18 protein-coding genes are annotated in these 21004 nt (G+C 66.6%); 13 read left to right on the top strand and 5 right to left on the bottom strand.

Going from position 1 to position 21004, the window contains the following annotated elements; all coding sequences use genetic code 11:
- Positions 1–25: 25 nt before the first annotated feature.
- The 5 genes from ACUY1T_RS07020 to ACUY1T_RS07000 all read right to left on the bottom strand — a co-directional run bounded on the left by ACUY1T_RS07020 (position 26) and on the right by ACUY1T_RS07000 (position 5518).
- Positions 26–1480 carry an aldehyde dehydrogenase family protein gene (locus ACUY1T_RS07020; RefSeq protein WP_446021321.1) on the bottom strand — a complete coding sequence of 485 codons (1455 nt, stop codon included), beginning with the start codon at positions 1478–1480 and terminating at the stop codon, positions 26–28.
- Positions 1481–1608: 128 nt separating this feature from the next.
- Complete coding sequence (locus ACUY1T_RS07015; RefSeq protein WP_446021319.1) at positions 1609–2340, bottom strand: TenA family transcriptional regulator; 732 nt, start codon at positions 2338–2340, stop codon at positions 1609–1611.
- A gap of 436 nt (positions 2341–2776) precedes the next feature.
- Positions 2777–4384, bottom strand: coding sequence for a gamma-glutamyltransferase family protein (locus ACUY1T_RS07010; RefSeq protein ID WP_446021317.1), 1608 nt, complete (start codon positions 4382–4384; stop codon positions 2777–2779).
- A 34-nt stretch (positions 4385–4418) separates the two neighbouring features.
- The gene (locus ACUY1T_RS07005; RefSeq protein ID WP_446021315.1) at positions 4419–5039 is read right to left on the bottom strand and encodes an IMPACT family protein; all 621 of its coding nucleotides are present in this window, start codon (positions 5037–5039) and stop codon (positions 4419–4421) included.
- Positions 5039–5518, bottom strand: a complete 480-nt coding sequence (locus ACUY1T_RS07000; RefSeq protein ID WP_446021313.1) for a LexA family protein — start codon at positions 5516–5518, stop codon at positions 5039–5041. Before ACUY1T_RS07000 ends, ACUY1T_RS07005 begins: the two co-directional genes overlap by 1 nt.
- 203 nt (positions 5519–5721) lie before the next feature.
- On the opposite strand from ACUY1T_RS07000, the gene ccmA reads away from it, so the two are divergent.
- The 13 genes from ccmA (at position 5722) to ACUY1T_RS06935 (ending at position 20866) form a co-directional block, all read left to right on the top strand.
- Entirely contained in the window at positions 5722–6366 is a 645-nt protein-coding gene (gene ccmA / locus ACUY1T_RS06995) for a cytochrome c biogenesis heme-transporting ATPase CcmA (RefSeq protein WP_446021312.1), read from the top strand.
- Positions 6353–7090 (top strand): heme exporter protein CcmB, encoded by a 738-nt coding sequence (gene ccmB, locus ACUY1T_RS06990; RefSeq protein ID WP_446021310.1) that lies wholly within the window; start codon positions 6353–6355, stop codon positions 7088–7090. Before ccmA ends, ccmB begins: the two co-directional genes overlap by 14 nt.
- 14 nt (positions 7091–7104) lie before the next feature.
- Positions 7105–7845: a heme ABC transporter permease gene (locus ACUY1T_RS06985; protein WP_446021308.1), complete on the top strand. Its 741-nt coding sequence runs from the start codon at positions 7105–7107 to the stop codon at positions 7843–7845.
- Positions 7845–8072, top strand: a complete 228-nt coding sequence (gene ccmD, locus ACUY1T_RS06980) for a heme exporter protein CcmD (protein WP_446021306.1) — start codon at positions 7845–7847, stop codon at positions 8070–8072. Before ACUY1T_RS06985 ends, ccmD begins: the two co-directional genes overlap by 1 nt.
- Complete coding sequence (ccmE, locus tag ACUY1T_RS06975) at positions 8062–8574, top strand: cytochrome c maturation protein CcmE (protein ID WP_446021304.1); 513 nt, start codon at positions 8062–8064, stop codon at positions 8572–8574. Before ccmD ends, ccmE begins: the two co-directional genes overlap by 11 nt.
- A 12-nt stretch (positions 8575–8586) precedes the next feature.
- Positions 8587–10596 carry a heme lyase CcmF/NrfE family subunit gene (locus tag ACUY1T_RS06970; RefSeq protein ID WP_446021302.1) on the top strand — a complete coding sequence of 670 codons (2010 nt, stop codon included), beginning with the start codon at positions 8587–8589 and terminating at the stop codon, positions 10594–10596.
- A complete protein-coding gene (locus ACUY1T_RS06965; protein ID WP_446021300.1) occupies positions 10593–11123 on the top strand; it encodes a DsbE family thiol:disulfide interchange protein in 531 nt (176 codons plus the stop codon). The genes ACUY1T_RS06970 and ACUY1T_RS06965 overlap by 4 nt, the downstream gene beginning before the upstream one ends.
- Positions 11114–11587 carry a cytochrome c-type biogenesis protein gene (locus ACUY1T_RS06960; RefSeq protein WP_446021298.1) on the top strand — a complete coding sequence of 158 codons (474 nt, stop codon included), beginning with the start codon at positions 11114–11116 and terminating at the stop codon, positions 11585–11587. Before ACUY1T_RS06965 ends, ACUY1T_RS06960 begins: the two co-directional genes overlap by 10 nt.
- The gene (ccmI, locus tag ACUY1T_RS06955) at positions 11584–12810 is read left to right on the top strand and encodes a c-type cytochrome biogenesis protein CcmI (RefSeq protein ID WP_446021296.1); all 1227 of its coding nucleotides are present in this window, start codon (positions 11584–11586) and stop codon (positions 12808–12810) included. Before ACUY1T_RS06960 ends, ccmI begins: the two co-directional genes overlap by 4 nt.
- A 4-nt stretch (positions 12811–12814) precedes the next feature.
- Positions 12815–16309 carry a chromosome segregation protein SMC gene (gene smc / locus ACUY1T_RS06950; protein ID WP_446021294.1) on the top strand — a complete coding sequence of 1165 codons (3495 nt, stop codon included), beginning with the start codon at positions 12815–12817 and terminating at the stop codon, positions 16307–16309.
- A 226-nt stretch (positions 16310–16535) separates the two neighbouring features.
- On the top strand, positions 16536–18302 hold the full coding sequence (zipA, locus tag ACUY1T_RS06945) for a cell division protein ZipA (protein ID WP_446021293.1): 1767 nt from the start codon (positions 16536–16538) through the stop codon (positions 18300–18302).
- 234 nt (positions 18303–18536) lie between these two features.
- Positions 18537–20600 carry an NAD-dependent DNA ligase LigA gene (gene ligA / locus ACUY1T_RS06940; protein ID WP_446021291.1) on the top strand — a complete coding sequence of 688 codons (2064 nt, stop codon included), beginning with the start codon at positions 18537–18539 and terminating at the stop codon, positions 20598–20600.
- Positions 20597–20866, top strand: coding sequence for a YheU family protein (locus ACUY1T_RS06935; RefSeq protein ID WP_234274180.1), 270 nt, complete (start codon positions 20597–20599; stop codon positions 20864–20866). Before ligA ends, ACUY1T_RS06935 begins: the two co-directional genes overlap by 4 nt.
- Positions 20867–21004: the final 138 nt, after the last annotated feature.

Genomic DNA, 21004 nt, shown 5'->3' with positions numbered 1-21004 from the left:
AGGGTTGTCGTTGTAGATGCCGCGCTCAGCGGCCGAGGTAGACGGTCTTGGTCTGGGTGAAGAAGTCCAGTCCGGCGCGTCCCGACTCGCGGAACGTGGAGGTACTCGACTGTTTCAGCCCGCCGAAGGGGGCGTTGACCAGGTTGCCCGTGGTGGTGCGGTTGACCTTCACCGTGCCGGCCTGGATATCGAGCGGGAAGCGCTGGATGTAGCCGATGTCGTTGGTCACCAAGGCCGCAGCGAGGCCGTAGGGCGTATCGTTGGCCTTGGCGATGGCATCCTCGTAGCCGTCCACCTCGATCACCGCGACCACCGGGCCGAAGATTTCCTCGCGGGCGATGCGCATCTGCTGGGTCACGTCGCTGAAGATCGCCGGTGTCACATAGAAGCCCTTGGCGTAGTCGCCCTCGGTGAGGTGCTCGCCGCCGTACACATGGGTCGCTTCCTGTTTGCCGGCCTGGATATAGCCGAGCACGGTATCGAGCTGCTGGCGGGTGGCCAGCGGGCCGATCTGGGTGCCTTCGCTCATGCCGTTGCCGATCTTCAGCGTCTTGACCTTCTCCACCAGCCGTGTGAGGTATTCCTCCTTGCGGCAGCGGGCAATCAGCACTCGGCTGGTGCCGGTGCAGGCCTGGCCGGTCAGAGAAAAGCCGCCTTTGACGGTCAGGTCCACTGCGGTGTCGATATCGGCGTCTTCCAGTACGATCAGCGGGTTCTTGCCGCCGAGCTCCATCTGGGTGCGGGTGGCCATGGCCGCGGCGCGGTGAATGCGCTCGCCGGCGGCAGTGGAGCCGGTGAAGGAGATCGCCTTGACGCCCGGATTGGCGGTGAGCTCCTCGCCGATGGCCGAGGCGGCGCCGGTAATGAAGTTGAAGACGCCGGCCGGAACGCCGGCGTGATGCAGGGCTTCGGCCAGGCGGTAGCCGATCAGCGGGGCATCCGACGAGGGCTTGAATACCACGGTGTTGCCGGTGATCAGTGCCGGAGCGATCTTGCGTGCCGGAATCGAGATCGGAAAGTTCCACGGCGTGATGACGGTGGCCACGCCCAGCGGTTCGCGCTGGGTATAGACCATCATCCTGGCGTCGTCCTGGGGGAAGGTCTCGCCGGTGATGGTCTGGCCTTCCACTGCGTAGAAGCGCAAGGTCTGGGCCGAGCGGGCCACTTCGTCGCGGCTGTTGGCGAGCAGCTTGCCTTCCTCGCGGGTCAGCTCCTCGGCGAACCGCTCGACGTTCTCCATCAGGTAGTCGGCGGCGCGATTGAGGATCTTGGCACGCTGCGAGATGGGGGTCTCGCGCCAGGCGGCGAAGGCGCGGTCGGCCGCGCTGATGGCCTGGCGGGCGTCTTCCACCGTCGAGGCTTGGAACCGCCCTAGCAGGTCGTCCTGGTCGGCGGGATTGCGGTTTTCGAAGGTCTCCCCCGAAGTGCCCGCGACCCACTGGCCGTCGATGTAGTTGAGAAACTGGGTTGCGTTATCCAAGACGCTTACCTCTTTGTCGTCGCTGGCTGTCGTTGCTGTCTGTCAATGCTGGACCGGCTCCGCGCGTGCTCGTGCCGGGTCATCTGCCGGTATCACCCGGCAGATGACCTGACGGGGCCGGGCCTGGATCAGGCGGCCATGTCGAGCTCGGTGAGGGGCAGGTCGCCGGCGACGTAGTCGTAGTACAGCGCGGTGGTATAGAGCAGGCGCATCTGGGCGCCGATCTCGCAGATCTTCAGGCAGCGCTGCTGCAGCTCGACGGTGTCGGCATGCTCCAGCACGATCTGGTAGCCACGCTCGCCGTGGATTTCGTCGGAGACGATGTGCAGATCGAAGAACTCGACTTCCTCGTCGGTGAAGCCGTACTTCTCGCGCAGGGTCGGGGTCTGCTTGCGGTAGATCGACGGCACCTGGGACTCCAGGCCAACCACCAGCGCCGCCACGGCGACCACCGGGTGCTCACGCATGGCCACGGCATAGCACCAGCTCTGCAGGCCGCGAGTGGTGGGCGACATGTTGTCGGGGTTCTCGACGCGCTCGCGGGTGGTGCCACAGGCCTCGGCGAAGCGGATCAGCAGGTCGGTGTGACGATCGCCACCCAGCTCTTCCTCGTACATGTTCTGCAGCAGGAAGTCCTTGGCCTCGGTGTAGGTCTCCGGGGTGTTGGCGTAGATGTAGGCCAGGTAGTCGGCGAACGGCCCCACATAGTGGTAGTGGTTCTCGGCCCAGCGGGCGAGGTGGTCGCGGGAAAGCTTGCCGCTGGCCCAGGCCACGCTGAACGGGGCCTTGTTGGCGCTCTTGCCCTTGATGGCTTCTTCCAGGGCGGTACGGAATTCGTCGCGGTTCATCAACTGTGCCATGGGGGAGGACTCCTGGTTGTGCCGTGCGCTGCCTGTCGGTAGTCAGCGCCCTTGTTGTTCGAGCATGGTTGTTTGCGTCATGGGCCTGGGTAGGCCGGTGTCTTCTGGATGGCTCATGGTATACCAAAAGCCATATAGGCAGCGTAAATTCCCTTCGCTTGGCCTGTCAAGGCTTTTTCTGACCTGGGTCAAATTTTGTCGGAGGTGCTGTGGTCAGGCGATTGGAAAAGCGATGGAAGCCCGGAATGGCAAGGGTTTCGGAACTTTGTCATGGAAATGTAGGGCTGGAGGGGGCGAGAGGAGAGAGAGCTTCAAGCCCAAGGTTCCGGTATACCAGTGGCCAGGCTTCAGCGCGAATGACTCGGGAGAGGCGAGTGATGAGAGGCGGGCGAAACGAGCGAAGGCGCCATGCTTGGCATGGCGCCCCTTGGGTTTGCTACCAGGGCAGTACCGCGCCGTCGGTACGCGGCTCGGTACCGCCGCACAGTACGCCGGTGGCGCTGTCGCGCAGGATGATCTGGCCGCGGCCGAAGCTGATCGGGTCGGCCGCCTTGACGATATGATGCCCGCGCCGCGCCAGCGCCTGGGCCAGGTGATCGGGGAAGTGCGGTTCCACTTCGACGGTTCGCCCCTGGGTCCACTTCCAGCGCGGCATGTCGAGTGCGGCCTGGGGGTTGAGGTGGTCGTCGAGCATGGCGGCGACCACCTGAACGTGTCCCTGCGGCTGCATGTAGCCGCCCATCACGCCGAAGGGGCCCAGCGCTTCGCCATCGCGGGTGATGAAGCCGGGAATGATGGTGTGATAGGGGCGCTTGCCCGGGGCCAGGGCGTTGGCGTGGCCGGGGTCGAGCGAGAACGACCAGCCGCGGTTCTGCAGGCTGATGCCGGTGCCCGGCACCACGATGCCCGAGCCGAAGCCTTTGTAGTTGCTCTGGATGAACGACACCATGTTGCCTTCGCCATCGGCAGTCGCCAGGTAGACGGTGCCGCCGCGGATCGGGTTGCCATGTTGGGGATCGAGTGCCCGTTCGCCGATCAATCCGGCACGGGCCTCGAGATAGTCGTCGGCCAGCAGCTGCTCCACGCTGGGGCCCATGCAGTCACGCTCGGTGATATAGCGCTGGCCATCGACATAGCCCAGCTTGGTGGCTTCGATGCGTCGATGCAGGGTCTCCACCGGATCGCGTCCCTCCTCGCCCAGGCGCTCCAGGATGCCCAGCGCCTGCAGGGCGATCAGCCCGCTGCCGTTGGGTGGGATCTCCCAGATGTCGTGGCCGCGATAGCGAGTGCTGATCGGATCGACCCACTCGGGCTGGTAGGCCGCGAGATCCTCGCGGCGCAGCAGGCCGCCATGCTCGCGGAAGAAAGCATCGATGCGCTCGGCCAGCTCGCCTTCGTAGAACGCCCAGCCGTGGGTGTCGGCGATGGCGCGCAGCGTGCGGGCGTGGTCGGGTGCCGCCCAGCACTCGCCGGGCCGCGGCGCACGGCCATCGGGGGCGAAGGTGTCGAACCAGGGCTTGAACGCGGCATCGTCATGCCGGCGATAGCTCTGGTAAGCCTCTTCCCACATCTGGTTGACGATAGGCGAGACCGGAAAGCCCTCTTCCGCCAATGCGATGGCCGGTGCCAACAGCTCGGCGAAGGGTAGCTTGCCGAAGCGCTCGGAGAGTGCCGCCCAGGCGGCGGGCGCGCCCGGCACGGTGACCGGCAGCAGGCCATGCTCGGGAATGCGCTCGTGGCCCAGCGCCTTGACCGCCTCGATGGTCGCCGCCCGGGGTGCCGGGCCGCTGGCGTTCAAGCCATGCAGCTCGCCGTTGACCCAGACGATGGCGAAGGCGTCGCCGCCCAGGCCATTGGACGTGGGTTCCACCACCGTGAGCGCGGCGGCGGTGGCGATCGCCGCATCCACGGCGTTACCGCCCTGTTGCAGGATCTGTATGCCGACCTGCGCCCCGAGGGCCTGCGAGGTAGCGACCATGCCGCGGCTGCCGAATGTTGCCATGCGTCGCGAGGGGCTGGGATAGTAATGGGGGTCGAAAGTCATCGGGAGTCTCTTCTGAACCTCTGTTCTGAACCTGTCAGGGGGTGCCGAGCAGAGTCAGGTTGCCACGTAGCCGGGCCTCCAGCGGTGTCAGGTCCACTTCGACATCACTGGGCCAGCCGACGCTGAGCAGGACGCCATCGCTGGCATAGTCGGCCGCCTCGACCGGTACATCGCGGCTTTCCAGCCAGGCGCGCGCTTCGGCTTCTCCGGCGAAGCCGACCTTGAGCCTGAGCGTGCTGCGTTCGATCACTTCCCGCCGGGGCAGGCCGTCGAGCGCTTTGGCCACGGCCTGGGCGTAGGCGCGGGCCAGGCCGCCGGTGCCGAGCTTGGTGCCGCCGAAATAGCGTGTCACCACGCAGCCTACCTGGCCCAGGCCGGCGCCTTCCAGCACCTGGAACATGGGACGTCCCGCGGTACCGCCGGGTTCACCGTCGTCGGAGAAGCCGATGGCGTTCTGCTCGCCGGGCGGGCCGGCGATGAAGGCACTGCAGTGGTGGCTGGCAGTGGGGTGAACGCGGCGGGCTTCGGCCAGCAGGGACTCGAAGGCCGCCACGTCGGGCGCATGGCAGAGCCAGGTGATGAAGCGGCTCTTTTCCACTTCGGTGACGCTCTCCCGCCAACTGCCGAGCGGCAGGTCGGGCACCGGGTAGCGCATCAGTGGGTCATCTCGTGCTGCTCCTGCTGGCGCACCACGCCCATCACCATGCCGAGCACCTGGATGTCGCTGTTCTTGAGGTAGATGGGCGCCATGTTCTCGTTGGCCGGCTGCAGGCGAACGCCGCTCTTCTCGATGTAGAGTTTCTTCAGCGTGACTTCCTGCTGGTTGATCAGCACCACGGCGGTTTCGCCGTTCTCCGCGCTCTCCTGGCGCTCGATGATGATCACGTCGCCGTCGAAGATGTTGCAGTCGATCATCGAGTCGCCGCGCACGCGCAGGGCGTAGGTGTTGCGGCGAACCATGCAGGCGGGGGCGCGGACGCTGCCGCCGCTGGGGCAGGCTTCGATGGGCAGGCCCGCCGAGACATCCCCTAGGAGAGGCACCTCGGTGAGGTCGGTGGCCTCGACACTGGCCCAGGAGGTGGCGATGGGCAGGTTCGGGCGTCGGTACAGGTACTGCATGGAAGGCGTTGGCATTGGCGTTCCCCCTCTTTGCGACCCTGTTGAAATGTACAGGTATCTTGCATCATACCAAGCGGTCGACGAGTGGCAAGTTTTGCTGATATATCTTTGCCTTGACCTGAGGCAAGGGTGGCGCCGTGACGCACCCGGATCGCTAGCGGCTCAAGGCCATTCAGTGTAGCATTTCCGTCGAATTGACCCTTTCCTGGAGAGTGCCGTTGAGCCTGCGTCTGCAAGCGCAAAGCCTGGCCTGCGAACGTGATGACCGCTGGCTGTTCCGGGGTTTGGACCTGGATATTCAAGCGGGCGAGATCGTCCGTGTGGAGGGCCCCAACGGCAGTGGCAAGACCACTCTGCTGAAGATCCTCTCGGGCCAACTGGCCGACTACGAGGGCGAATTGTTCTGGAATGAGCAGCCGATGCGCGAGGCCCGTGAGTCGTTCCTCGCGAACCTGCTCTACATGGGCCATGCGCCAGGCGTGAAAGCTGCACTCACGCCGCTGGAGAATCTCGCCTGGTACCAGGCGCTGGCCGGTCAGCCGGGCGGCGAGGCGGCACGCTTCAAGGCGCTGGAGGAGGTCGGCCTGGTCGGTTTCGAGGACGTGCCGGCCGGGCAGCTCTCCGCCGGGCAGCAGCGTCGCGTGGCGCTGGCAAGGCTCACGCTCACGCCGCGTCCATTATGGGTACTGGACGAACCTTTCACCGCCATCGACCGCGATGGCGTCGCGGCGCTGGAACGGCGCCTGGTCGAGCACGCTCGCCGTGGCGGCTGCGTGCTGGTCACTACCCACCACGAACTGACGCCCTGCGCCGAGCTGCGCCGCGTCCGCCTTGGCGGGGGAGGGGACGATGCCGGTATCTGATGGCGCACTGATCGAGGAGGTTGCGGTGGTTCGCGAGGAACCTCGCGGCGGCCTTGCTGTCGCAGTGTGGGCAACGCTGAAGCGGGACCTGGTATTGCTGCTGCGGCGTCGCAGCGAAGTGCTGAACCCCCTGGTGTTCTTCGCCATCGTCATTACCCTGTTCCCGATCGGCATTTCTCCCGATCCGGCGCTGCTGGCAGCCATCGCTCCCGGCCTGTTGTGGGTGGCGGCGCTGCTGGCGGCCCTGCTGTCGCTGGATAGCCTGTTCCGGGCCGATTACGACGACGGCTCGCTGGAACAACTGTTGCTGACACCCCAGCCGCTGGCGTTGCTGGCCCTGGCCAAGGTGGCCGTGCACTGGCTGCTGACCGGCCTGCCGCTGGCGCTGATGGCGCCCGTGCTCGGGATCATGCTGGCGCTGCCGGCGGGCAGTTATCTGGTGTTGGCCATTTCACTGGCACTGGGCAGTGCCAGTCTCAGCCTGATTGGTGCCATCGGAGCGGCGCTGACGGTGGGGCTCTCGCGAGGCGGCGTACTGCTGTCGCTGCTGGTGCTTCCCCTTTACATCCCGGTGCTGATCTTCGGTGCCGGGGCCGTCCAGGCAGCCATCTTCGGCGATGGCGTACTGGCGCATCTGGCGATTCTCGGTGCGCTGCTGGCGCTGGCGCTGATCTTTGCGCCCCTGGCGATCGCGGCATCGCTGCGCATCAGCATCAACGGTTGAGAGGTTGACGAGGCATGTGGGCCTTCATTAACAAGTTGCGTTCCCCCAAGTGGTTCTACGCCATCAGCGCCAGGCTCCAGCCCTGGTTCTGGGCGGTAGCGCTGATTCTTATCGTGACCGGCACCATCTGGGGGTTGGCCTTCGCCCCGGCCGACTACCAGCAGGGCAATAGCTTCCGCATCATTTACGTCCATGTGCCGGCGGCCTTCCTGGCCCAGTCGATCTTCGTTTCCCTGGCGGTGACGGGCCTGGTCTTCATGGTGTGGAAGATCAAGATCGCCGACATGGCGGCGGCCGTCATGGCGCCGCTGGGTGCCGCCATGACCTTCATTGCGCTGTTCTCCGGCGCGGTGTGGGGCGTGCCCACCTGGGGCACCTGGTGGATGTGGGACGCGCGCCTCACCTCGATGCTGATCCTGCTGTTCCTCTACCTCGGCGTCATCGCCTTGCGCGGCGCCTTCGCCAGCCGCGACAGCGCCTCCCGCGCCGCCTCGGTGCTGGCCATGGTCGGCGTGATCAACATCCCGATCATCAAGTACTCGGTGGACTGGTGGTACACGCTGCATCAGCCCGCCACCTTCACCGTCACCGGCCGTGCCGCCATGCCGGCGGAGATGTGGCTGCCGCTGCTGATCATGGTGCTGGGTTTCTACAGCTTCTTCATCGCCCTGACCCTGATGCGCACACGCAGCGAGATCCTGCGCCGCGAAGCCAACAAGCGCTGGGTGCGTGAGCTGGCCGAGGAGGTGGATTGATGGCTTTCGATACCTTCCAGGATTTTGTCGCCATGGGCGGGCATGCCCCCTATGTCTGGTCGGCCTGGGGCCTGACCCTGGCACTGCTGCTGGGCATCGTCTTGCATGCCCGCGCCGAGCGCCGCCAGCTACTGCGCCAGCTACAGCGTCGCGTGCGCCGCGAAGCCCGCCAGGCCGGAGCGCAATCGATTCAAACTAGCAGGGGTGGAAGCACCAATGACGCCTAAACGCAAACAGAAGCTGTTCATGGTCCTGGGCCTGGTGTCACTCGCGGCAATCGCCGTGGGGCTGACGCTCTATGCGCTGCGGGCCAACATCAATCTGTTCTTCAGCCCGATCCAGATCGTTGCCGGCGACGCGCCCTTCGAGCGCCAGCTGCGGGCCGGCGGCATGGTCAAGGAGGGCAGTGTGTCCCGTAATCCTGACAGTCTCGACGTCGAATTCACCGTGACCGATTACGTGGAGGACGTACGCGTCCACTACAGCGGCATCCTGCCCGACCTGTTCCGCGAAGGGCAGGGCGTGGTGGTGGTCGGCCAGTTGCAGCGCGATGGCTGGATCAAGGCCGACCAGGTGCTGGCACGTCACGACGAGAACTACATGCCGCCCGAAGTTGCCGACGCGCTGGAAGCGGCCGGCTACTCACCCGCCGACTTCCAGGTCAAGGCCGCCAGAGTGGCCGAGCGTGTCGAAGCACGCGAGGAAAAAGAAGGCGAGAGCCAGTACTGAGCCGGAGCTTCCATGCAGATTCAGATGATTCCCGAAATCGGCCACTTCGCCCTCGTCATTGCCCTGCTGTTCGCGGTAGTGCAGGCGGTGGTTCCGCTGGCCGGTGCCACCCTGCGCCGGCCGCTGTGGATGGCCTATGCCCGGCCCATGGCGGCCGGCCAGTTCCTGTTCGTCGCCATCGCCTATGCGGTGCTCACGGCCAGCTACATGCTGGATGATTTCAGCGTCGTCAACGTGGCCAACAACTCCAACTCCATGCTGCCCTGGTACTACAAGTTCAGCGCCGTATGGGGCAATCACGAAGGCTCGGTGCTGTTGTGGAGCCTGATGCTGGCGGGCTGGGGCTACTTCGCCGTGCGCTACTCGCGCGAACTGCCGCGCGACATGGTATCCCGGGTCATGAGCGTGCTGGGTATGGTGAGCGTCGGCTTCCTGCTGTTCATCCTGGTCACCTCCAATCCCTTCGAGCGAATCCTGCCCAACGTGCCGCAGGACGGCGCCGACCTCAACCCGCTGCTGCAGGACATCGGTCTGATCCTGCACCCGCCCATGCTCTACATGGGCTACGTGGGCTTCTCGGTGGTCTTCGCCTTCGCCATCGCTGCGTTGATCGGCGGTCGTCTCGATGCCGCCTGGGCGCGCTGGGCACGGCCCTGGACCAACCTGGCCTGGGCTTTCCTGACCATCGGCATCGCGCTGGGCAGCTGGTGGGCCTACTACGAGCTGGGCTGGGGCGGCTGGTGGTTCTGGGACCCGGTCGAGAACGCCTCGCTGCTGCCCTGGCTGACCGGCACCGCACTGATGCACTCGCTGGCGGTGACCGAGAAGCGCGGCTCGTTCAAGAGCTGGACCCTGCTGCTGGCGATCACCACCTTCTCGCTGTCGCTGCTGGGCACCTTCCTGGTGCGTTCCGGCGTGCTGACCTCGGTGCACGCCTTCGCCAACGACCCGTCCCGCGGCTTCTTCATCCTGATGCTGCTGGGTATCACCGTGGGCCTGTCGCTGCTGGTCTTCGCCCTGCGTGCGCCGCGCGTCAGCCACAAGGTGAGCTTCGGCTGGCTGTCCCGCGACGCCCTGCTGCTGGTCAACAACATCATGCTGGTGATCCTGACCGTCACCGTCTTGATGGGCACCGTCTATCCGCTGCTGCTGGATGCCCTCGACCTGGGCAAGATCAGCGTGGGCCCGCCCTACTTCAACGCCCTGTTCGTGCCGCTGACGCTGATCATGTGCATCTTCATGGGCCTGGGGCCGGTGGCGCGCTGGAAGGACACCAGCAGCAAGCTGCTGGTCCGGCGCCTGTGGATTGCCGCCGCCGTCGCGCTGGTGCTGGGCATGGCGCTGCCGCTGATCTTCGCCGAGCGCTGGAGTGCGCCGGTGGCCATCGGCCTGATCGCCGCGCTGTGGATCGTGTTGCCGATGTTTCGCGATCTCTTCGACAAGACCCGCAACGCCAGCTCGCTGGGCGCGGGGCTCAAGAAGCTGTCGCTGGCCTACTGGGGCATGCAGCTCGGCCACCTGGGCGTGGCGGTAACCATCGTCGGCGTGGCCGTGGTCTCGAACTACAACATCGAGCGCAACGTGCGCATGAGCGTCGGCGACAGCGTCAGCGTGGCGGGCTACAGCTTCACCATGACCGAGCTGACCAGCCGTCGTGGCGCCAACTTCCTGGCCGATCGCGCGGTGATCGAGGTGCAGCGCGACGGCAGCCGTCGCAGTTTCACCATGACTCCGGAGAAGCGCCTGTACATCGCCCGCGGCATGCCCATGACCCAGGTGGCATTGCGCCCCGGCCTGTTCCGCGACCTCTATGTCGCCATGGGTGAGGACCTCGGCGACAACAGCTGGGCCATGCGCGTGCAGTACAAGCCCTTCGTGCGCTGGCTGTGGCTCGGCGCCCTGTTGATGGCCGCCGGCGGCGTGCTGGCCGTGGTCGACAAGCGCTATCGGCGCCTGGCCACCGCGCCGGACCCGGAAGAAGCCGCCGCAGCGGAAAGCAAGCCGCGGGAGGCGACCGCATGACCCGTCGCCTGTTGTTGCTGCTGCCGCTGATCGGCTTCCTGGCGCTGGCGGTATTCCTGTACCAGGGGCTCTCGCTGAATCCCTTCCATCGCGATTCGGCGCTGATGGCGCGCGACTTCCCGGAGTTCGACATGGCCACGCTGGAAGACCCCGAGCGTCGCGTCGACCGTTCGCTGCTGGCCAACGGCGAGATCACCCTGGTCAACGTCTGGGGCGAGTGGTGCCCGGAATGCAAGCGCGAGATGCCGCAGCTGCTCGACCTGGCCGAGCGCGGCATCCGCTTGGTGGGTATCAGCTACAAGGATACCCGCGAGAAGGGACTCGGCTTCCTGAGCGACTTCGGCAACCCCTTCGAGGTCAACATCTTCGATCCCGACGGCGAGCTGGCCTTCGAGCTGGGTGTCTACGGTGCGCCGGAAACCTTCCTGGTCGACTCCGAGGGCATTATCCGCTACCACCACACCGGCTATATCTCGGCCAGTGACGTACGTGAACACATCCTGCCGGAGGTGCAGAAATGGCAGTGATTCGATTGGCCCTCGTTGGCATCCTGATGATGCTGGTGGCGGGTACCGTGCAGGCAGGCGCCATCGAAGTGCGTGAATTCGACGACCCGGTGCTCGAGCAGCGCTATCGCAGCCTGACGGCCTCGCTGCGCTGCCCGACCTGCGAGAACCAGGCCATCAACGACTCCAATGCGCCGGTATCCGGCGACATGCGCGACCGTGTCTACATGCTGCTTCAGGACGGCCGTTCCGACATGGAGATCCGCGACTTCATGGCGCAGCGCTTCGGCGACTACGTGCTCTACAACCCGCGCCTGGAAGGCCGCACCTTCATGCTCTGGGGGCTGCCGGCGGGGCTGGTGCTGGCCGGCGGCGTGCTGGTTGCGCTGGTGGTGCGCGCGCGGCGCAACGCCTCCGCCCGTGAACTGAGTGCCGAAGAGCGTGCCCGCCTCGAGGCCCTGATCAACCGCGGGAGGTCCGAATGACCCTGTTATGGCTTGCCTTTGCCATCCTGCTGCTTCCCGCCCTGTGGCTGCTGGTGGCCCCACTGCGTCGGGCGCGCCTGGTGCACGACGCCCAGCGCGACTTCGAGGTCAACGACAAGTCCGCCGAGCAGAACGTGGCGATCTACCAGCGCCGCCTGGCGTCGCTGGAGGCGGCGCTGGAGCGTGGCGACATCGATCAGGAGCGCTTTGCCACCGATCGCCTCGATCTCGACCGCAGCCTGCTCGAGGATACCGAGGGGCAGACCCGCCGGCCGCTGCAGTCGCCGGCCGCCGGCCGCATCGTGGTGCCCATCGTGGCCTTGGCGGTGGTGGTCGGCGCCGTGCTCTGGTACCAGCAGCAGGGCGCCGAGGGCGACCTGGCCCTGTTCAACGACTTCCGCCAGAGCGAGTCGCTGCCGGCCCTGGTGGAGCGCCTCGAGCAGCAGGCTCAGCGCCAGCCGGGCAACCCCAACGTATGGGCCTCGCTCTACCCGCTCTACCGCGATTCGGGCCAGGGTGAGGCGGCACTGAATGCGCTGGAGAACCTGATCGCCATCGAGGGGCGGGTGCCCTCGCTGTTGGCACAGAAGGCCCAGCTCAAGTTCTTCATGGCCGATCGCACCCTCACCGACGAAGTGCAGGCGCTGATCGACGAGACCCTCGAACGCGACTCCCGTGAACCCACCATCTTCGGCATGCTGGGCGTTCACGCCTTCGACCGGGGCGACTACGAGCAGGCCATCGACCACTGGCGGCGGGCCATCGCCGGCATGTCCGACTCCAGCTCCTCCCGGGCCCTGCGCGAGGGCATTCAGATCGCCCAGCAGCGCCTCGGTGTGGCCCCCGATGAGCAGGGGGCGATCGCCCAGGGGCCCGGGGTACTGGTCAGCGTCAGCCTGGCCGAGGAACTCCAGGGCCTGCTCGATGACGACACCCGCGTGTTCATCGTGGCTCGCGACATGGAGGGCGAGCTGCCGCCGCTGGCGGTGGCCCGGGTGACCCTCGGCGACCTGCCGGCGACCCTGGTGCTCGACGACCGCCACGCCATGTCCGATGCCGCCAGCCTGTCCCAGGCCAGCGAGGTGCGCCTGCTGGTCCGTGTGACCAAGAGCGGTGGTGCCACCCCCGAGACCGGCGACATGTATGGCGACCTGGAGGGCGTGCCGGTGGGCGACGTTGAAGGAGAACCCGTGGAGGTCGTGATCGACCGTGTCATAGAATAGCGGGATGCGACTCACCTCCATCCGCCTGAGCGGTTTCAAATCCTTCGTCGACCCGGTCACGGTGCCCTTCGACGGCAACATGACCGCCATCGTCGGTCCCAACGGCTGCGGCAAGTCGAACATCATCGACGCCGTGCGCTGGGTCATGGGTGAATCCTCGGCCAAGACCTTGCGCGGTGAGTCGATGACCGACGTCATCTTCAACGGCTCCACTGCGCGCAAGCCGGTGGGGCAGGCCGCCATCGAGCTGCGCTTCGACAACAGCGACGGCACCATGGGCGGAATCTACGCCCAGTACGCCGAGATCGCGGTCAAGCGTCTGGTCACTCGCGACGGCCAGTCCAGCTACTTCTTCAACGGTCAGAAGTGTCGCCGCCGCGACATCGCCGACCTCTTCCTCGGCACCGGCCTCGGCCCGCGTTCCTATGCCATCATCGGCCAGGGCATGATCTCGCGGCTGATCGAGGCGCGCCCGGAGGAGCTGCGCGCCACCCTCGAGGAGGCCGCCGGCATTTCCAAGTACAAGGAGCGCCGTCGCGAGACCGAGAACCGCATGCGCCGCACCCGCGAGAATCTCGAGCGCCTCGAGGACATTCGCGACGAACTCGACAAGCAGCTCGAACGCCTCCGGCGACAGGCCGAGGCCGCGCGACGCTACCAGACCCTCAAGGAAGAGGAGCATCGGCTCAAGGGCGAGCTGGCGCTGCTGCGTGGCCGCGCCCTGCGGGCCCGCCAGCGCGAGGAGGAGCACCGCGTGCGCGAGCTGGAGACCGCCGTCGAGCGCGAGATACTCGGCCTGCGTCAGTGCGAGACCCGCCTCGAGGAAGCCCGCGCCGATCACGACAAGCTGGCCGAGACCCTGGAGGCGCGCCAGGCACGCTTCTTCGAAACCAGCGGCGCCATCGCCCGGCTCGAGCAGAGCCTGGAGCACGCGCGCAGCCGCGAGGGCCAACTGGCCCGCGACCTGGAGAGCGCCCAGCGTGAGCTGGTCGAACTCGACCGCCTGGGCGAGCACGACCGCGAGCGGTTGGTACGGCTCGACGAACGGCTCGAGACCCTGGTGCCCGAACAAGAGGAGCTCGCCGAGCAGCTCGCCGAACTGGAGGCGATGCTGGAAGAGGCCGAGCCCGGCGCCGAGGAGGCCGAACTGGCCTTCGAAACCTTCAGCGAGGGCTGGCGCGCGGCCAGCCGCGATGCGGAGCGCAGCCAGGATCGCCTGCGCGAACTCGAGAGCCGCCTGGCGCGGCTCGAGGCCGATACCCAGCGTCGCCAACAGCAGCAGCAGGAGCTGCCGGACCTGGCCGAACTGACCGCCAGGCGCAACGAACTCAAGGAGCGGCTGGCGGAGTTCGGCCTGGCCCAGGAAGAGACCGAAGCGCGCCGCGAGCAGCTCCAGGTCACCCGTGAAGAGGCCCGCGAGGCCGCCGCCGCACTGGAAGGCGAGCGTGAGGCCGAGCGTAGCCGGCGCAGTAGCCTGCAGGGCGAACTGGCTTCCCTGGAGGCACTGATCCAGGCGGCCCTGACCGACCCCGACGACACCCTGACCGAGCACCTGGCGAGCCATGAGCTGGGCGAGCTTCCGCGGCTGGGCGAATCGCTCGAAGTCGAGCCCGGCTGGGAAGCCAGCGTCTCCTGGGTGCTGGCGCCCTGGCTCAAGGCACGGCTGGCCGCTCCGGAAGCCTTCCGCGCGGCGAGCGCCGAAGCGCCCGCCGAGCTTGGCGCGCTGTCGCCTGAAACCACTGTCGAATTCACACCGGCTAGCCTGGCCGCCCGGGTACGCGGTGCCGGTGCTGCCGCGGCCTGGCTGGCACCGATCCGCTGCGTGGAGAGCGACGAGCAGGCCTGGGCCGAGCGTGACGGCCTGGCTGCGGGCGAGAGCCTGATCACTCCGCAGGGCCTGTGGCTGGGGCGCGACTGGGTACGTCATCGCGGCCAGGGCGCCGGTCCCGATGCGCTGCTGGTCAGCCGGCGTCGCTTCGAGGAGGCGGCAGCCGAGCTCGACGAGATCGAGACCCGGCTGGCGGCGCGTGATCAATCGATCGAGGCCGAGCGCGAACGCGCCGAGCAGGCCGAGCGCGATCTCGAAGAGATCCGCCAGGAGGAGCGGCGCCTGGCTGGCGAGCAGCAGCAGTTGGCGGTGCAGGACAGCGGCCTGGCCAGCCGGCTGGAGCACCTGCAGGGGCGTGCCGGGGAGCTGGCCGAGGAGCTGGCGGGCCTGGACGAGGCCCGCGAGGAGGCGCGGCTGGCCATCGAGGAGGCCCGCGAGCAGTGGCAGCAGGCCATGGCGCGGCTGGAGGAGGGTGCCGAACAGCGCGAGCGCTTGGAGCGGGCGCGCAGCGAAGCCCGCGAACGCCTGGCTTCCCTGCGTGCACGGCAGCGCCCGTTGAACGAGCGGGTGCAGCAGTTGGCGCTGGAACGCCAGCGGCTCGCCACTGAGCGCGCCGGCCTGGCCGAGCAGCAGGGGCGCAGCTTTGAAGCCCGCGAGCGCCTGCTGGCGCGCTGCGAGGAGTTGACCGAGACCCTCGAACAGCTGCGTGAGCCCGACGAGGAACAGCGCGAGAAGCTCGACGAGCTGCTGCATCGCCGCGAAGGTGACGAGCGCTCACTCAATGAGGCCAAGGCGCGCGCCGCCGAGCTGGTGGAACGGCTGCGCGAGGATGAGCTGGCGCGGCAGAATCACGAGCGCAACCTGGAGGGCATCCGCGAGCGGCTGCAGGAGGCGCGCATGCAGGTGCAGGCGCTGGCGCTCAAGGCCGAGACCCAGGACGAACAGCTCGCCGAACTGGGCCACCAGGCTGCCGCGCTGGAAGAGAACCTCGACCCCAATGCCACCGAGTCGGCCTGGCAGACCCGCCTGGAGGAGACCGGCGAGCGCATCCGCCGCCTGGGGGCGATCAACCTGGCGGCGATCGAGGAGTACGACCAGCAGGCCGAGCGACGCAACTATCTCGAGGCCCAGCAGTCGGAACTCAACGAGGCGCTGGATACGCTGGAGCGGGCGATACGACGCATCGATCAGGAGACACGCACCCGTTTCCGCGACACCTTCGAGCGAGTCAATCAAGGCCTGCAGTCACTTTTTCCGCGAGTCTTCGGCGGTGGAACCGCATGGTTGACGCTGACCGGCGAGGATTTGCTCGACACCGGGGTAGCCATCATGGCGCGCCCTCCCGGAAAGAAGAACAGCACCATTCATCTTCTCTCCGGTGGGGAAAAGGCATTGACGGCCCTGTCGCTCGTCTTTGCCATCTTCCAGCTCAATCCGGCGCCTTTCTGCATGCTCGACGAAGTCGATGCACCACTCGATGATGCCAATGTCGGGCGCTATGCCAAACTGGTGAAGGACATGTCCGAGTCGGTGCAGTTCATTTATATCACCCATAACAAGATCGCCATGGAAGCTGCCGAAAGACTCATGGGCGTGACCATGCAGGAACCCGGTGTCTCGCGACTGGTAGCCGTCGGGGTAGAAGAGGCGGCGGCGCTGGCCGAGGCTTGAAAAGGGCTTGCAAGCGAGCGACAAACGCGATATCAGAAAGCACATCACGGTCATACCGCAGATTAGAAAAGCGAATTGACAGGGAAAGGCGCAGGGTCGATTTGACTCTCGGGCGATAATGCCGGGGCTTGACAAACAAAAAAAGTGGCCCTTTTTCTGGCAATCGCGCTATGCTGTTGACGAACATCCATCCGGCATGGCGCCCTAGTGATAGGCAAGACGACCCATGGAACTTAGAGAATGGCTGATCATTCTGGGGCTGGCCCTGGTAACGCTCATCGTGATCGATGGTGTGCGTCGCCTCAAGCGTCAGCGCCGAGTGCCCCGCCTGGACCAGGTAGGGGATAACAACAACCCAGGCAATGGCCAGGCAGCGGCCGACGATGAAGACAACTGGGAGTTGCCCAATGGCGGCGCCCGTGTCGTCAAGCCCGCCAGCTATTCCCAGATGCAAGCGAAGCCCAAGCTCGAACGTCAGGAGCACCCCGGGCCTTCGCGGGTACTGGCTGGCCTGAAGGGCGGCAGTGCCGATACCAAACCCATGTCGAGTCCCGACTCCGGCGCCACCGTGGCAACACGTCCAGTGGCTTCAGCCATGCCGGAAGCAACGGCCTCGACCGAGCCCGCCATGGCGGAAGCGAGCGGAAGGAATAGCGGAAGGAATAGCGGAAGGAATAAAGAGGTGGAAGCGCAGGCGGCGGATGCACAGGCCGCCCAGGTGCGTGACGATACGCCGAGCGTGACAGTCCGCCCTGCCGAGCCGGTTCATGCCGTGCGCGCCGAACCCGAAGCCGCCCTTGGCAATACCGAACCGCCCACGACCGCGCGTCAGGATGCGCCGCCTGCCAAGGCCTCCAGCTCTCCCCGGGGCGAGGTAGAGGCTACCGGAGCCACCGTCGAGCAGCCCGCCCCAGCCTCGCTGGAGCGGGATTCGCGTGAGGAGCGCCACGAGCCGACTCTTTCTGCCTTGGACGATGAGGCGGAACCGGTTGCCGAGGCCGCGCGGCTGGCCGCCGATCCCGACGATCACGATCCCCATCACGACGAGGACGAACGCTATCGGCTGGTCGACCTGGAAGGCATGGGCGACTCGATCAAGAGCGGCTCGCGCCGCATGGGTGAGTCGGTCCAGCGTTTCGGGCTTTCCATCCAGCAGCGGATGGCCAAGCGTCGGGAGCAGAAGCGCGAGGAGAAGGCACGCCGAGAGCAGGCGCGTGCCGAGAAGGCTGCGCTGGAAGCCCAGCAGCGTCGCGAGGCTGCCGAGGCCCAGGCCGCCCAGGAAGCCGAAAGGCGTCGCCTGGAAGCCGAAGCCATCGATCTGGCTGACGACGACGATCCTCTGTTTGCACCGCCACGCTCAAGGGCGGCAGAAGCCGATTACTCGGCGTATGCCGAGCCGGCCACTTCCGAGCCGGCCACTTCCGAGCCGGCCACTGCGGCGGCCGAGGCCATCAACGACGATGACGACGTGGTACGCGCCCACCCGACGCTGGCGCGGGCGCTGCGCCACAACGTCAATGCCGAGCGCGCCCGCGACACCCTGAGCCAGGCCGACGAGATCATCGTCATCAGCGTGCTGTCGCGCGAGGTAGAGGGCTTCTCCGGCGAAGCGCTGCTCAACCTGATGCTGGCTTGCGGCCTGCGCTACAGCAGCGACATGGGCATTTTTCACCGCTTCGAGACCGAGGACCCTGACAGCGAGCTGCAGTTCTCGATGGTCAACGTACTCAAGCCGGGTACCTTCCCGATCGAGGCGATGGACGATTTCCGCACGCCGGGTATCACCCTGCTGATGCCGCTGCCCGGTGCGCGGGACACCGCCGCCGCCTTCGAAGCGATGGTCGAGACCGCCATGGTCATCGTGCGCAACCTGGGCGGCGAGCTGAAGGACGAGAATCACAGCGTGATGACCGCGCAGACCGTGGAGTTCGCCCGCCAGCGCGTGCAGGAGTTCGAGCGCCGCAACCGCCTCAACCGCTACCAGGTGAACTAAAGCTGTAAGCTTGAAGTTTGAAGCTGGAAGACAACCCCCGTGAGGTAGCCCCACGGGGGTTGTTGCTTTGGTAAGCTAGGCGATCATGCCGGCTTCGAGCTTCGAGCTTCGAGCTTCGAGCTTCGAGCTTCGAGCTTCGAGCTTCGAGCTTCGAGCTTCGAGCTTCGAGCTTCGAGCTTCGAGCTTCGAGCTTCGAGCTTCGAGCCCTTCGCCATGGACGAGAACCCTGACGCAATGAGCCAGCCCGAACAGAACACCATTGATGAAGTCGCCAAGTTACGCGCCGAACTCGACGACGCCAACTACCGCTACTACGTGCTCGACGAGCCACAGCTTACCGATGCCGAGTACGACCGCAAGCTGCGTCGCCTGCAGGAACTGGAGCAGGCCCACCCCGAGCTGGTAACGCCTGATTCGCCGACCCAGCGGGTTGGGGCGCCGCCCGATGCCGGTTTCCCCGAGGTCGAGCACGCGGTGCCCATGCTGTCGCTGGACAATGCCCTGAACGAGGACGAGGTCGTCGCCTTCGTCAGGCGCGTGGCCGACCGATTGGAAACCGACGGCGAGACGATCCGTTTCTGCTGCGAGCCCAAGCTCGACGGTGCCGCCGTGTCGCTGGTCTACGAGCGGGGCGTGTTGATCAGTGGTGCAACCCGTGGCGATGGCCGCACCGGCGAGGGCATTACCTCCAACCTGCGCACGCTGCGCTCGATCCCGCTCAAGCTGCGCGGCGACGCGCCCGAGCTGCTCGAGGTGCGCGGCGAGGTGATCATGAGTCACGACGGCTTCGAGCGGCTGAACGAGCGCGCCCGCGAGGAGGGCGGCAAGGTCTTTGCCAACCCGCGCAATGCCGCGGCGGGCAGCCTGCGCCAGCTCGACCCCAGCATTACCGCCACGCGGCCGCTGGAGTTCAGTGCCTACCAGGTGGCACGCATCGAGCCGGACCCGGGCGATGCCAGCCACAGCGAACTGATGGCGCACCTCAAGGCCTTCGGCTTCCGTAGCAGCGCCCAGCTCAAGGTGGTCACGGGCAGCCAGGGAATCATCGACTACTGCCGCGGGCTGGGCGAGCGGCGCGACAGCCTCGGCTACGACATCGACGGGGTGGTGATCAAGGTCGACGACCTGCGCCTGCAGCGCGAGCTGGGCTTCGTCGCCCGGGCGCCGCGCTGGGCCACGGCCTTCAAGTTTCCCGCCCAGGAGGAGACCACGCGGCTCAACGATGTCGAGTTCCAGGTCGGCCGCACCGGGGCGATCACGCCGGTGGCGCGGCTCGAGCCGGTCTCGGTGGCCGGGGTCACCGTCTCCAACGCCAGCCTGCACAACGCCGACGAGATCGCGCGCCTCGGCGTGATGATTGGCGACACCGTGGCGATTCGCCGGGCCGGCGACGTCATTCCCCAGGTGGTGCGGGTGCTGGAAGAACAGCGCCCCGCCGATGCCCGCGAGATCGTCTTCCCCAGCCGTTGCCCGGTGTGCGACTCCGAGATCGAGCGCCTCGAGGGCGAGGTGGTGGCACGCTGTTCCGGCGGCTTGTACTGCGCTGCCCAGCGCAAGGAGGCACTTAGGTACTTCGCCTCGCGGCGGGCGATGGATATCGACGGACTGGGCGAGAAGCTGATCGACCAACTAGTCGAGCTCGACTGGGTCAAGACCCCCGCCGACCTGTTCCGGCTCGAGGCCGAGTGCCTCGCCACGCTTCCGCGCATGGCCCGGAAATCCTCCGAGAAACTGGTGGCAGCGCTGGAGAAGGCCAAGCAGACGACGCTGCCGCGTTTCATCTTCGCGCTGGGCATCCGCGAGGTGGGCGAGGCCACGGCGGCCAACCTGGCGCGCCACTTCGGCACCCTGGATGCGCTGATGGATGCCGAGCTGGCCGAACTCGAAGCGGTGGAGGACGTCGGCCCGGTAGTGGCCGCCCACGTGCATACCTTCTTCCGCCAGGCGCACAACCGCGAGACCATCGAGGCGCTGCGCGAGCAGGGCGTGACCTGGGCCGAGGAGACGGTAGGCGAGCGCCCCCAGCCGCTGGTCGGCCAGACCTGGGTGCTGACCGGTACGCTCGAAAGCATGACCCGTGACGAGGGCAAGGAGCGCCTGCAGGCGCTGGGCGCCAAGGTGGCCGGCAGCGTGTCGAAGAAGACCGCCGCGGTGGTGGCCGGCGAGGCGGCCGGCAGCAAGCTGGCCAAGGCCCAGGAACTGGGCGTCGAGGTGCTCGACGAAGCCGCCTTCCTCGAGCGGCTGGCCGCCTGGGAGCGCGGCGAAGGCGTGCAGGGCGACGAGGAGAGTGAGACATGAGCGGGCGCTTCATCGAGGTTCCCTACCGCATGCTGCCGGGCGAGACCCTGGACGCCCTGCTCGAAGCCTTCGTCACCCGCCAGGGCTACGACACCACCGACACCGGCGAGGGCATGCGCGGCTGGGTCGGCCAGCTCAAGCGCCAGCTCGAGCGCGGCGAGTTGCTCATCGCCCACGACCTGCAGACCGAAACCACCGAGGTGATGACGCTGGCCCAGTGGCGGGCCTTCGGGCGGGATCTTGCCGATGATGAGGAGGAAGGCTAGTCCGCCGTGATAGCGAAAGCCTGGCAATGCTGCATTGCACTACCAAGGTCCAACTGTGCTGGAGCGGAAATGTAGCCGGAAATTGATCCAGGTCAGAAGCTGAGATTCCTCATGCGGCAAGAATGACGCTTCTGATTC

Source organism: Billgrantia sp. Q4P2, assembly GCF_052806135.1.
Note: the sequence above shows the minus strand (reverse complement) of the source record. Positions and strands in the feature narration are given on the sequence as shown.